This is a genomic window from Kocuria turfanensis, from assembly GCF_001580365.1.
In the GTDB taxonomy this organism is placed as follows: Bacteria; Actinomycetota; Actinomycetes; order Actinomycetales; family Micrococcaceae; genus Kocuria; species Kocuria turfanensis.
On sequence record NZ_CP014480.1, the window covers coordinates 367,795 to 380,481 of the forward strand.

Genomic DNA, 12,687 nt, shown 5'->3' on the forward strand with positions numbered 1-12,687 from the left:
ATCGAATGAATCACCACGCCACCCAACAGGTCCACGCCGGCTACGAGCCCGAGGCCCCCTACTGGCCGGTGGCCGTGCCCATCCACCAGACGGCGGCCTACCGCTTCCCCGATCACGCCACGGCCGCCTCGATGTTCCGGCTGGAGACCCCCGGGTTCACCTACAGCCGCACGGGCAACCCCACGGTCGCCGTGTTCGAGAACCGACTGGCGGCCCTGGAGGGCGGGATCGGGGCCATCGGCACCGCCACGGGACAAGCCGCCGTCGCGCTGTCCCTGCTGACCCTGCTCCACGGCGGCAAGCACTTGGTCGCCTCCAGCCAGCTCTACGGCGGGACGGTGGACCTGCTGACGGACACCTTCGCCGACTTCGGCATCGAGGTCACTTTCGCCGACCCGGCCGACCCGCAGGCCTGGGGCGCGGCGATCCGGCCGGACACCCGCGCGTTCTTCCTGGAGTCGATCACCAACCCGCTGGCCACCGTGCCGGACCTGCCGGCGCTGGCGGACATCGCCCACGCCTCCGGGGTCCCGGTCGTGGTGGACAGCACCTTGGCGACGCCGGTCCTGTACCGGCCACTGGAACATGGTGCCGACGTGGTGGTGCACTCCGCCACGAAGTTCATCGGCGGGCACGGGGCCGTCCTCGGCGGGGCGATCGTGGACGGCGGCACCTTCGACTACGGCGCAGCCCCGGAGCGGTGGCCCCAACTGACCCGGCCCAAGGCCCGCTACGGCGGACAGGCACTCATCGACCGGCACGGCCGCGGCGCCTACCTGGCGCTGGCGCGCAGCAAGTTCCTGCACGACCTCGGCCCCTCCCTCGCCCCGGCCAGCGCCGCCCAGTTCATCCAGGGCCTGGAGACCCTCGGCGTCCGCATCGCCCGGCAGGAGGAGACCGCGCGAACGGTCGCCGAGCACCTGGCCCGGCACCCCACCGTCGGGCGCGTCCACCACCCGGCGATCCCCGGACACCCCAGCGCCGCCCTCGCCGAGAGGGACTTCCCGCACGGCACCGGCTCGGTGTTCTCCTTCGACCTGGCCGCCGGCTCCGAGGCCATCGGCCCGTTCATCGACGCTCTGGAGCTGTTCCAGCTCGTGGCCAACATCGGGGACGTGCGCTCCCTGGTCAGCCACCCGGCGACCATGACGCACTGCCGGCTCACCCCTAACCAACGCCGGGCCGCAGGCATCGCTGAGACCACGATCCGGCTGTCCATCGGACTGGAGTGTCCCGAGGACCTGATCGCCGACCTCGACCGGGCGCTGGCCACCGTACCGGCCTCGGCCCTGACCGGGGAGGCGCGCTGAGATGACCCTCCTGAACGACTCATCACAGACGGACACTGCGCCGACGGCCCGTCGGGGCTTCAACACGATAGCGGTGCACGCCGGCCAGGCACCGGACCCTCTGACCGGGGCGGTCGTGCCGCCGATCTACCAGACCAGCACCTTCGTGCAGGACGACATCAACGTGCTGCACGGCGGCCACGAGTACAGCCGGGGGTCCAACCCGCCCCGGACCGGTCAGCGCCGCGTCACCGCTGCGGCCCGCGCGGCCCGGGGAACCGGCAGCCCGGAGGCCAGGATTGACGTCGTCCGGGCAGCGCCGGGGGTGCCAGGAACATGACTGAGGCGACCTTCGGGAGGGCAGTTCACGAGCAACAGGGAAGGACGTTCGAGATGAGTACAGATCTGGGAGGCAGGCCCCCGGTCCACAGTGAGGAATCGATGCATCAGACCACCAGGACGAACGACTTCACGTTCGGTATCAGCACGACCCGCTTCGATGAGGACTACTGCCCGTCGTCCAGTTCCCGAGGCACGACGAACTTCGCGAACCTGGCCCGCGGCGAGAACCGTCGGCAGAACCTCCGAAACACCCTGACAATGATCAATAGTCGCTTCAACGACCTGGCCCACTGGGACAATCCCAGCCGGGATCGCTATGCCGTGGAGATCGAGATCGTCTCCGTGGACCTGCACTTCGCCGCCGACGGCGACGACGCGGTGTTCCCTTTGATCGAGGTCCTCGACGTGCAGATTCTCGACACGCTGTCCAATGTGCACATCGACGGGATCGTGGGGAACAACTTCTCGTCCTACCTCCGGGACTACGACTTCAGCGTGGTGCTGCCGGAACACCACGCGAAGGCGTCCCGGTCCAGCATCCCCAATGACTTCGGCGAATTGCACGGGAAGCTCTTCACGCACTTCCTGGACTCCGAGGCCTACCGCGAGCGGTTCCCCCAGCCGCCCGTGATCTGCATCAGCGTCTCGAGCACCAAGACGTATCGTCGGCTCGAGAACCACCATCCGATCCTCGGGGTCGAGTATCGGCAGGATGAATCCTCCTTGACGGATCGATACTTCGAGAAGATGGGACTGCGGGTCCGCTACTTCATGCCCCGCGGCGCGGTCGCACCCCTGGCGTTCTACTTCCGGGGCGATCTCCTCAATGACTATTCCAGCCTGGCACTCATCGGTCTCATCAGCACGATGGAAGCGTTCCAGAAGATCTATCGCCCGGAAATCTACAACGCCAATGCGGCGGCTGGTCGGATCTACCGGCCGAGCCTGGAGAGTCGAGACTACTCGGTGACGCAGATCGCCTACGACCGCGAGGAGCGCAGTCAGCTGGCCCTCATGCAGGGGAAGTTCACGGAGGAGCACTTCGTGAAGCCACACCAGACCCTCCTGGAGCAGTGGGCCGCGGCCCACTGCGGACGAGAGACGGAGAAGCACCGATGAACACCCTGTTGCCCACCACCATCGTCGGCAGCCTGCCCAAGCCCTCCTGGCTCGCGGAAGGTGAGACGCTGTGGTCCCCTTGGAAGCTGGACGGCGAGGAACTGCGCGAGGGCAAGCGGGATGCGCTGAGCCTGGCCGTGGACGAGCAGCGCCAGGCGGGTATCGACATCGTCAGCGACGGCGAACAGACCCGTCAGCACTTTGTCACCACGTTCATCGAACACCTCAGCGGCGTCGACTTCGAACACCGGAAGACGGTGCGGATCCGTGACCGCTACGACGCGAGCGTCCCGACGGTCGTCGGCGCGGTGGGCCGTGAGCGGCCGGTTTTCCTCGACGACGCGAAGGCCCTCCGCGCGCGGACCAGCCAGCCCATCAAGTGGACGCTCCCCGGTCCCATGACCATGATCGACACCCTCTACGACAAGCACTACAGGAGTCGCGAAAAGCTCGCCTGGGAGTTCGCGAAGATCCTCAACCAGGAGGCCAAAGAGCTGGAGGCGGCGGGCGTCGACATCATCCAGTTCGACGAGCCTGCCTTCAACGTGTTCTTCGACGACCTCAAAGAGTGGGGCGTGACCGCACTGGAGCGAGCGGCCGAGGGACTGCGCAGCACAACAGCCGTGCATATCTGCTACGGCTACGGCATCAAAGCCAATACCGAGTGGAAGGCGACGCTCGGGTCGGAGTGGCGCCAGTATGAGATGTCATTCCCGCTACTCCAGCAGTCGACGATCGACATGGTCTCCCTGGAACGCCACAACTCCCGCGTCCCGGTCGAGCTCATCGAGCTGCTCCGAGGTAAGCAGGTGATGGTCGGGGCCATCGACGTCGCCAGCGACGCGATCGAAACCCCGGAGGAAGTGGCCAGCACCCTCCGACAGGTGCTCCGGTTCGTCGATGCGGACAAGCTGTATCCGAGCACCAACTGCGGCATGGCGCCACTGGCTCGACAAGTTGCGCGAGACAAAATGATCGCTCTCGCTGCGGGTGCGGAGATCATCCGAGCGGAACTCTCCGGAGCAACCCCCTCGAAGTGACGGCCAGCCAGGGCGTTCAAGACCCGGCGGTGAGCCCCGCCTGACGCCCGAGTGAATCGTCCCCGTTAGCGGCCCCCGGAACGGACGGGACTGAACTGCCGCCCAAGCCCACTGTCCGACGTGCTGAAGTGCCAAGACGGACCTATCGTCATCACGGGCACCATCCTGACTTGCCCGGTGCGGTAGTCCACGACCCGGCCATCGGGGTGCCTGCGGGTGTTGCCGCTCTTGAAATGGTTTCAATAGTCTCTCCAAGGCGGTCGCCGGGCGCAGATGACAGTGATGGCCAGGGCGACGACAGCGGTGCCCTGCCCGGCGGCGTCGGCAGCGGCGATCGCGCGGGCATCTGCCAAGACACTGGGGCGGGTGGAGGCGGCCAAGGGCACACCTCAGAAGACATCCAGTCGGGGTAACGCACCACCCGCTTTGCATATGGCGCATATAGCGGCCATCAAGCCGGCTCAGATGACACCTACACATGCGGCGGTCCCGAGTCGTGGACGGAGTGGTCGCCGTGGCTCATGTTGAGCCGGGCCACGTTCATGCCGGACCGGATCGCCCGGGAGAGGTTCTCGTAGGAGGAGATGGCCGGGCCGATCGTGGCCACGATCTTCGCTCGTCGCATAGGGGACTTCCTGTCATGGGTGATGCCTGGAGGTGGAGGCGCGGGTTCTCGGTGGTGTGTCCTGACCCGGGGGAGGTGTTCCCCCAGGGGGTCAGGAGTCCGGTTGGTGGGTGCCGAGGGCGCGGCGAATGGAGCGCCCGGCTTCCTGGAGCACGGTTGTTGCCATGGCGGGGTTCTGCGAGGTGTCCTCTGTGGTGAGGTCCCCCAGGGCGATGACCGTGGACAGGCCCAGTTGGCGGGCGGCTGCTGTGTCCAAGGTGTTGCGGCCCACCACGGCCCACACCGGGGTGGTGCCGGCGTGGGTGCAGACGGCGGAGATGAGCTTGCCGCCTTCGGTCTGGGCGTCGAGGCTTCCTTCACCGGTGACGAGCAGATCGCACTGGCTCACGTGGGTGTCGAAGTCCAGCAGGTCCAGGAAGTAGTCGGCCCCCGAGACCAGGGATCCCCCCAGCAGCAGCAGGCCGAAGCCGATTCCGCCGGCGCTGCCGGCGCCGGCGGTGTCGGCCAGGGTCTGCGCGTCGAGGCCCGGCAGGTCCTCGCAGGCCTCCACCAGTGCGTGCAGTCCTTCATCGAGTGCTGTCACGGTGTTCTCGTCGGCTCCCTTCTGGGGGCCGAAGACGTGGGCGGCGCCGTGGGGTCCTCGCAGTGGATTGGTGACGTCGCTGGCGCCGATGATCTCGATGCCGCTGAGATCGACGAGGTCGTTGAGGTCGATGTGGGTGATCCGGGCCAGCTCCCCGCCGTGGGGTTCCACGGTGTGTCCCTGGGCGTCGTGGAAGCGGGCGCCCAGGGCGGCGAGCATGCCGGCGCCGCCGTCGGTGCTGGCGCTGCCGCCCAGGGCCACGACCAGACGCTGCGGGTGCAGTTGTGCTGCGGCCCGGATGGCCTCTCCGAGACCGCGGCTGGAGGCGGTGAGCGGGCGCAAGGGCCCTTGCAGGGTGCCCAGTCCGCAGGTGGAGGCCACCTCGACCACGGCGGTGGTCCCGTCGAAGGCGATCTGGGCCTGGCGCAGGTGCCCGTCGGCGTCGTGGACCTCGACCGTGGAGGCCTGGGCGCCGGCGAGGACGGCGGCCTCCACGCTGCCGTCCCCGCCGTCGGCCAGGGGCAGGACCGTGACCTGGACGGGCGCGCCGCTCTCGTCAGACTCGATGCCGGAACGGATGGCCTGGGCCACGTCGAGGGCGCTGAGGCAGCCCTTGAACTTGTCCGGTGCGATGAGGACGTGCTGGGGCCGGGACGGCCCCGGTGCGGCGCCAGGGCCGTCGTCCGGCCGTCCGTGGTGGTCTGCGGACGTACGCGCCGGGGAGCGGAGGATGTCGTAGACCGAGGAGTCGTCGTGCCGGCCGTGGCCCTCGCGGCGGCCGCGCACGTAGAGCTGCTCGGCCGCGGCGGCCAGCGGCACGGGCTGGGCGACCGCCCGGGCCGCGTCGGTGACCAGGCCCATGTCCTTGACGAAGATGTCCAGGGCGGAGCGGACCTCGGCCGCCTCGCCCTGCAGCATCCGCGGACCGCGGTCCTCGAACATGAAGGACGTGGCGGCCCCGGTGGAGAGCACCTCCAGGCACTGGCCCGGGTCCAGGCCCATGGAGTCGGCCAGCGCCAGCGCCTCGCCGGCCACGGCGATGTGCACCCCGCACAGCAGCTGGTTGACCACCTTGAAGCGCTGCCCGTCGCCCACCCGGGGCCCGACCAGGGGCGCGTTGGCGGCCATCGCGTCCAGCAGCGGCCGGACCGCGGCCACGTCCTCCTCGGCGCCGCCGACCATCACGAGCAGCTCCCCGGTGGCGGCCCGCGCCGTCCCGCCGGACACCGGTGCGTCCACGATCCGCCGCACCCCGTGGGCCTCCAGGCCCTGGACGCAGGACTCCACGGCCTGGGGCCCGACGGTGGCCATCACGAGCAGCACCGTCTCCGGGGTGAGGGACCCGGCGATGCCGCGTTCGCCGAACAGGACGTCGTGCAGCTGGGCGCCGGTGGCGACCATGACGACGACGACGTCCGCGCCGGCCGCCGCCTCGCGGGGATCCGGCAGCAGCGCCACGGCCTCGCCCACGTGCTCCTGGGCGCGGGGGGAGACGTCGAAGCCGCGGACGGGGAAGCCGGCGCGGGCCAGGGTGAGGGCCATGGGGGCGCCCATGGCGCCCAGGCCCAGGAAGCCGACGGACAGGGGTGTGCTCATGACGGGTTCTCCTGGGAATCAGAGGTGCGGGGGTCTGCGGCGGTGCGGGCGCGCTCGGCGGCGGCGTCGAGGACGTCCACGACGTCGGCGAGGGCGGACTCCCCGCCCACGTTGCCGGGGAAGACCACGTAGGGCCCGCCCTGGGTGGTGGCGGGGGCGTCGGTGGGCTGGAACAGGGAGATCTGGCCGGGGAAGAACTGGCCGGTCACGCTCGCCCGGCGGATGCCGAGGCCGCGGTGGGCGACCTCGTGGGAGGTGATCCCGCCCTTGGCCACGACCCAGGCCGGGCGGGACCGGGCCACCCCGTGCACGACCTCCACGAGGGCGTCGGAGACGGAGCGGGCGATGGCCAGCGACTCCTCGGGGTCGTCCGTGCGCACGAGCTGACGGCTCGTCCACACCACCGCGTCGCGGCCGGCCAGGGCCTCGACGATGCGCGCGACCGCCTCGGCCACGTGACCGGGACGGGCGGCGTCGTCGAGCAGGGTGGGCACGTCCAGCTCCACCTCGAAGAGGTCCCGCCGGGCGCGCAGCTCGGCCAGCTGGCGGTTGGTCAGCCCCACGTGGGAGCCGACGGCCACGAGCCCGCGCGGCAGCCGCCCGGGGCCGACCACGATGTCCTCGGGGTCCAGCTCGCGGGAGCCGGTGAGACCGGCCAGCGGGCGCACGAACGAGGGGCCGCAGCGGGTGACGAAGGTGCGGCCCTCGGCCTCGAGCACGGCGAGGGCGCGGGCCACCGTGTCCAGGTCGGCGTAGTCGGTGGCGTTGACCACCACCCAGGCCTGGTCCCGTGCCCGGCGGAGGATCCCCGCGACGGCCGGCGCGCCCCCGGACCGGATGTCGTCGAGACCGATGGACAGGATCGCGTCCCGCTCCAGCGCCCCGCCGGAGCGCTCCACGAGGAAGTCCTTGAGGTCGGAGGAGGAGTAGCCGAAGGTGGCGTCGGCGGCGAAGTCGGTCTCGCCCACCGGCATCGGCTTCCCCTGGAGGACCGCGTAGTGGACGTCGTCCTGGGTGTAGCGGCCGGCCTCGAGCATGGCCGGGGCGAAGAGGAACCCGTCGACCGCCACCCCGTGCCGGGCGAGCACGTCCGCCAGGGCGGTGGGCTCGGCGATGACGTGCCCCCGCAGGGTCGAGTCGCTGCGCGAGACCAGGTGGGGCAGTGGCAGGCCCTCGGCCTTCAGGCGTCCCAGCACCGCCGACACGAGCTCGGTGTTGATCGCCACGGCCTCGGCCTCGGGCTGGGCCCGGCTGTTGGTGAGCACGAAGCAGGTGCGCCCGGGGTTCCGGACGACGTCGAGGACGGGGGCGGGGTCGAGCTCGAGGACGACGTCGACGTCGTGGACGCACTGGGATCCGGTGGGGTCGTCGTCGAGCACGAGCAGGGTGCGCGGAGCGGTCATGCGAGGATCTCCGTTCGGCGGGACATCGGGACGGTCAGGACAGGACGAGCCACAGGACGGACACCACCAGGAACCCGACCACGGACGTGGCCGTGCACAGCACACTGTAGGTCCGCAGGGCGGTTCCGACCGGGACCTGGAAGTAGCGGCTCCAGACCCAGAAGAGGGAGTCGTTGACGTGGCTCAGGGCCATGGAGCCCACGCCGATGGACAGCGCGAGCATGGCCATCTGGACGGGGGAGAGGCTCTGTGCCGCGGCCAGGGGCGCGATCAGCGGGGCCGTGGTGAGGATCGCGACGGTCGCCGAGCCCTGCGCGGCCCGGATGAGGGCGGCCATGACGTAGGCCAGCAGGATGATGGGCAGACCGGTCCCGCCGAGGACGTCGGCGACGGCCTGGGAGACGCCGGTCTCGCGCAGCACGTGGCCGAACATGCCGCCGGCACCGGTGATGAGGATGACCGCGGCCACCGGTGGGAGCGCGGAGTTGATGACGTGCTCGGTCTCCTCGCGGCCCCAGCCCCGGCGGTAGCCCAGCAGGATGGAGGCGAGGATGACGCCGATGAGCAGCGCCATCGGAGACGCCCCCACCATGGAGAGCAGGACCCGGACCCCGTTGTCCTCGGGCAGCACCAGCGCGCTGGTCGTCTGGAGCATGATCAGCACCAGGGGCACCGCGATCATCGCCACCACAAGTCCCGTGCTGGGCGCCTTGGTCTGGACGACGCCGGTGTGCCCGGTGCCCCCCACGTTCAGCATCGGGTTGTCGTCCGTGATGTCCACGTGGGCGGTACGGGACAGGCGCATGGCCAGCCAATGGCCGAACAGCCACATCGGGATCGCCGGGATGAAGGCCAGCAGCAGCACCAGGCCGATGTCGGCGCCCAGCAGCTCGGAGCCGCCCACGATGCCCGGGTGCGGCGGAACGATGACGTGCACGGTCAGCATGGCGATCACGATGGGCAGGGCGTAGGCGAGCATGTTGCCGCCCAGCCGGCGGGCCACGCCGAAGACGATCGGAATCAGCACGATCAGTCCCACGTCCACGAACACCGGGATGCCGAAGATGAAGCCGGTCGCGCCCAGGGCGAACGGGGCGCGCTTCTCCCCGAACTTCTCGAGCAGCCAGCGGGACAGGACGTCGGCGCCGCCGGAGACCTCGATGATCCGGCCCAGCATCGCACCCAGGGTCACGATGAGCGCGACGCTGCCCAGCGTGTTGCCCATGCCTGTGCTCAGCGTGGGCACGACCTCCCCGAGCGGAATGCCCCCGGCCAGCGCCAGGGCGGCAGCGGTGATCAGCAGAGCCAGAAAGGGATGGACCTTCCCTTTGATGATCAGACCGAGAATGACCACGACAGCGGCCAGTCCCAGCAGGACAAGAGTAGTAGTGGTCATGAAAACCTCGTCATCATCCAGGGCTGACGCCCACCCGTAAGATGTAAGACATCTTATGTGCACTGGATCACAGCGTCAACGACGCGGCGCCCTCATCGCAGCGTCGTGAAAACCGACGTCGATCTGCGGGGCTCCGCGGGAACTCAAGCGCCCAGCACTACGTGGCACGCCACAGAAAGTTCGGGAGTAGACCCTGATAGGTCGGACATCTCATGTGGTTGGTTGATAGAATCTCTTCTCAGTAGCGAGGCACGCATAGGGCCCGCCGTCAGCCGTTGACCGCCTCGAGAAGGAGTGCCATGACACGACCGTCGCTGGTCGACCAGGTCGCCGATGCGCTCCTTGACCGGATCATCGCGGGAGACTTCCCGCCGGGGTCGGTCGTTCCTGGCGAGGTCGACCTCGGCTTGGAGCACCAGGTCAGCCGCATGACGGTGCGGGAGGCGATCAAGACCCTGGGGGCCCAGGGCATCCTGCGCGTGGAGCGCGGGCGCGGCACGTTCGTGAACCCCGTGTCCCGGTGGGCGTCGTTGCACGCGGTCATCCGGGCGGTCTCCGAGGGACATGACGACGCGGCGGCCGCCGTGCAGCTGATCGAGCTGCGCCGCTTCCTGGAGACCGGCGCCTGCGAGCTGGCCGCCGGGCGGCTCTCCGCCGAGGAGCTGGACGGGCTGGCCCGGGACGCCGACGCCATGGAGGACGCCCACCGCACCCAGGACGTGGCGGCCTTCGTGACCGCCGACCTGCACTTTCACGACCGGATCCTGCTGGCCTCGGGCAACGTGTTCATCCCGGTCCTGTTCGAGCCGCTGCAGCAGGTACTCGAAGTGCGGCGCGTCCAGACCTGCCGGGTGCCGGAGATCCAGGCCCACGCCATCGCCGAGCACCGCAAGATCATCTCCGCCCTCGCCTCGGCCGATCCCGTCCGAGCCCGGCAGGCCATGGACGAGCACATGCAGCAGACCCTTGCTGATCTGAAGACCTACGTGCTGCAGAACCGATCCTCGGCCGACCGCTAAAAAAGACTGCCCCGGGTTCACCTGACTTCTTGGTCTACCTCATTGCACAAGGGGTTCCTCGGCGGGCGTCTGGGCAGGCCCGTGGTCCGGGGTGTCGTCGTTGGCCCCGGTTCGTCGCTGTGGCCGCAGGTGTCGCCCGTCACTGCGTATCCGGGCCGGTCAGCGTACAGTTGAGTCCAGTTGTTGAAGTTTCGTTTTTCGCATTGCAAGCAGTTCGCCCGGACATCGGGCGCAGCGGTTTTTCTGAGAAGACGTTTTGGCAGGCATCGCAACGCCCGAGCACCCCGATCGCCGGGGACGCTCCGTTTCTTCAGAAAGACAGGTTCCCCATGACTACTGGCACCGTGAAGTGGTTCAACGCCGACAAGGGCTTCGGCTTCATCACCCCCGAGGACGGCTCCAAGGACGTGTTCGCGCACTTCTCCGCGATCAACTCCAGCGGGTACCGCTCCCTGGAGGAGAACCAGCGCGTGGAGTTCGAGACCCAGGACGGACCCAAGGGCCCCCAGGCCGCGAACATCTCCGTCATTGCGTGAGCTCCCACTGATTTCCTGACGGGATCTCCGTCCCCGGCCTAACCGGGCCGTGACGTCACCGCAAGAAGCGCTCCCGGGTCCGCCCGGGGGCGCTTCTTGCATCCCTGCCTCGAGTCCTTGCCCGCAGTACCAGCCTTTTCGGCACCACGCACCGCGGTACGTGGTCCTCCCCGGCAGGTGATCACCGGCGATGGGGCCAGGCCACCGCACCGGCGCACCGTGTCTGCCCGGTCTGGCTGATGAGGGTCCCGGTGCCGTCTGCTGCCATCACTGGTCCAGGCACGCCGGCTGACGTGTCTGGAAGAGCGTGGCACGAGCCGATGCGTTGTCGCGATGGGGACAATTGTCGATTCGCGGCTGCGAGGCCTACGGCCGCGCAGCGCGGATGAGTTCACGGGCCGCGACGGTGTCCCGGTGGTCCCGTAGGCACCGCTCGTGCTCGTCGACGTGCGCGACCACGCGTGCGGCCTGGTCGACCAGCCCCCACTGCGCGAACAGCCGCGCATACGTCGGCCGATGGTTCGGCACCGGCACCCTGGTCGGGTCGCCGCCTACCCAGGCGGCGAGCTCAGCGCGGCCGCGCGTCACGTTCAACACGGGCAGCACCTCGTCGTGGAGTACCCGGGTCAGCGCGTCGACGGTCGGGGTGACCCAGTGGTAGGCGGGCTGGCCGCAGTGGGCCGGCGCCACGCGGTCGGGCCTGGAGGGGATGTCCCGGCCGAAGCCGGGCACGTGCGTGCCGGACATCACCCAGACGAGCCCGGCGTAGCTGGTGCCGTCACCGGAGGTGCCTACCCCGGGGGTGACCGCGATCGACTGGACGAAGCCGTTGCTGCCTTCGCGGTAGAAGTACCGCGGTCCGGTCGGGGTGTTCGCGAACCCGGCCTGCTCGAGCAGCGGCCGTACCGCGGTCGCCAGCTGGTCGACCGCCTCGGTCGAGAGCACATCGGTGGATGCCGGATCCCGGGGGGATCGGTTCACCTCGACGACCGCGCGGATCACCGCCGCCTTCACGTCGTCAATCGCCAGCCTCGTGCGCAGGTAGACCACCTCCCGATCCTCGGCCAGGATCGCCTTGACGCCCGGCTGGTCGGCCAACGCCTGGTCCAGGCCGTCGTCGTACGGGTCGCAGTAGCAGCCGATCTCGTCGTCGAACCAGACCACCGTGTTGAAGCCGTCGATGTCGTCGGAATCGTGCACATCGACCCACTCCGGCAGCTCCTCGACCCTCGGCACGACGTCCGGGTGCCGCGCGACCAGCGGCCCGCCGGCGGCGGCTGCGTCGATCGCCGCAGCGACCGGGTCGCTCGAGGTGACCGGTCGTCGGCCACCCTTCTTGCTTCCACGCCAACGCATCGTTCGCCCTCGCCTCCGCATCACGTCCGGTCCTGGTGAAGTACTTGATGGTTGCCTACGCCGTCGTGATCCGCAGCAGCTAGACCCGGAGCCCGTCGCCGTCGCTGTTCCGCTCGGGGCTCACCCATGCTGCCGGCCCTCCTCGCAGTGTGTTCGACATGGTTCGGAATTGCGTCCTCGGGATACCTGTACACAGTGATGCTGTCACGACCTAACTTGCGGTCGGGTGTTGCGACCCTGACGAGAAACCACCCCGTCGCCACTGCGTCCCCTTCTGTCAACGACGGTCGAAAAGTGAGCAGTAGCGACGGCCCAAAAGTGAGCAGTGGATGTCGCTAGTTGTTGTGGGGCATGAGGTTCTTGCCACGGGTGTGCCGGTGAGA

The 12,687-nt window shown here is 69.2% G+C and carries 9 protein-coding genes and 2 pseudogenes; 6 read left to right on the forward strand and 5 right to left on the reverse strand.

Going from position 1 to position 12,687, the window contains the following annotated elements; genetic code table 11:
- Positions 1-5: 5 nt before the first annotated feature.
- From AYX06_RS01635 to AYX06_RS01650, 4 genes and pseudogenes are all read left to right on the forward strand, one after another.
- Positions 6-1,310 (forward strand): O-acetylhomoserine aminocarboxypropyltransferase/cysteine synthase family protein, encoded by a 1,305-nt coding sequence (locus AYX06_RS01635; RefSeq protein WP_062733815.1) that lies wholly within the window; start codon positions 6-8, stop codon positions 1,308-1,310.
- Position 1,311: 1 nt separating this feature from the next.
- Positions 1,312-1,548: pseudogene (locus AYX06_RS01640) on the forward strand (PLP-dependent transferase); the annotation flags it as partial.
- A 182-nt stretch (positions 1,549-1,730) separates the two neighbouring features.
- Entirely contained in the window at positions 1,731-2,750 is a 1,020-nt protein-coding gene (locus tag AYX06_RS01645) for a DUF1852 domain-containing protein (protein WP_062736819.1), read from the forward strand.
- Positions 2,747-3,790 carry a methionine synthase gene (locus AYX06_RS01650; RefSeq protein ID WP_062733819.1) on the forward strand — a complete coding sequence of 348 codons (1,044 nt, stop codon included), beginning with the start codon at positions 2,747-2,749 and terminating at the stop codon, positions 3,788-3,790. Before AYX06_RS01645 ends, AYX06_RS01650 begins: the two co-directional genes overlap by 4 nt.
- Before the next feature lie 490 nt (positions 3,791-4,280).
- Here AYX06_RS01650 and AYX06_RS19075 read toward each other — a convergent pair.
- The 4 genes and pseudogenes from AYX06_RS19075 to AYX06_RS01670 form a co-directional block, all read right to left on the reverse strand.
- Positions 4,281-4,415: pseudogene (locus AYX06_RS19075) on the reverse strand (pyruvate kinase); the annotation flags it as partial.
- A gap of 91 nt (positions 4,416-4,506) precedes the next feature.
- Entirely contained in the window at positions 4,507-6,594 is a 2,088-nt protein-coding gene (locus AYX06_RS20825; RefSeq protein ID WP_307725511.1) for a glycerate kinase, read from the reverse strand.
- Positions 6,591-7,997, reverse strand: a complete 1,407-nt coding sequence (locus AYX06_RS01665; protein WP_062733821.1) for a four-carbon acid sugar kinase family protein — start codon at positions 7,995-7,997, stop codon at positions 6,591-6,593. Before AYX06_RS01665 ends, AYX06_RS20825 begins: the two co-directional genes overlap by 4 nt.
- A 34-nt stretch (positions 7,998-8,031) precedes the next feature.
- Positions 8,032-9,393, reverse strand: coding sequence for a GntT/GntP/DsdX family permease (locus AYX06_RS01670; protein WP_062733824.1), 1,362 nt, complete (start codon positions 9,391-9,393; stop codon positions 8,032-8,034).
- A gap of 299 nt (positions 9,394-9,692) precedes the next feature.
- On the opposite strand from AYX06_RS01670, the gene AYX06_RS01675 reads away from it, so the two are divergent.
- Both AYX06_RS01675 and cspE read left to right on the forward strand, forming a co-directional pair.
- Positions 9,693-10,412 (forward strand): FadR/GntR family transcriptional regulator, encoded by a 720-nt coding sequence (locus AYX06_RS01675; RefSeq protein WP_062733827.1) that lies wholly within the window; start codon positions 9,693-9,695, stop codon positions 10,410-10,412.
- A 329-nt stretch (positions 10,413-10,741) separates the two neighbouring features.
- Entirely contained in the window at positions 10,742-10,948 is a 207-nt protein-coding gene (cspE, locus tag AYX06_RS01680) for a transcription antiterminator/RNA stability regulator CspE (RefSeq protein WP_062733830.1), read from the forward strand.
- Between the two features lie 366 nt (positions 10,949-11,314).
- Here cspE and AYX06_RS01685 read toward each other — a convergent pair whose 3' ends face one another.
- Entirely contained in the window at positions 11,315-12,304 is a 990-nt protein-coding gene (locus AYX06_RS01685; RefSeq protein WP_062733833.1) for a hypothetical protein, read from the reverse strand.
- Positions 12,305-12,687 lie beyond the last annotated feature (383 nt).

Bases quoted from the DNA above. Each gene is read 5' to 3' on its own strand.
- AYX06_RS01635 (WP_062733815.1), top strand. From the start codon at position 6: ATGAATCACCACGCCACCCAACAGGTCCACGCCGGCTACGAGCCCGAG.
- AYX06_RS01645 (WP_062736819.1), top strand. From the start codon at position 1,731: ATGCATCAGACCACCAGGACGAACGACTTCACGTTCGGTATCAGCACG.
- AYX06_RS01650 (WP_062733819.1), top strand. From the start codon at position 2,747: ATGAACACCCTGTTGCCCACCACCATCGTCGGCAGCCTGCCCAAGCCC.
- AYX06_RS20825 (WP_307725511.1), bottom strand. From the start codon at position 6,594: ATGAGCACACCCCTGTCCGTCGGCTTCCTGGGCCTGGGCGCCATGGGC.
- AYX06_RS01665 (WP_062733821.1), bottom strand. From the start codon at position 7,997: ATGACCGCTCCGCGCACCCTGCTCGTGCTCGACGACGACCCCACCGGA.
- AYX06_RS01670 (WP_062733824.1), bottom strand. From the start codon at position 9,393: ATGACCACTACTACTCTTGTCCTGCTGGGACTGGCCGCTGTCGTGGTC.
- AYX06_RS01675 (WP_062733827.1), top strand. From the start codon at position 9,693: ATGACACGACCGTCGCTGGTCGACCAGGTCGCCGATGCGCTCCTTGAC.
- cspE (WP_062733830.1), top strand. From the start codon at position 10,742: ATGACTACTGGCACCGTGAAGTGGTTCAACGCCGACAAGGGCTTCGGC.
- AYX06_RS01685 (WP_062733833.1), bottom strand. From the start codon at position 12,304: ATGCGTTGGCGTGGAAGCAAGAAGGGTGGCCGACGACCGGTCACCTCG.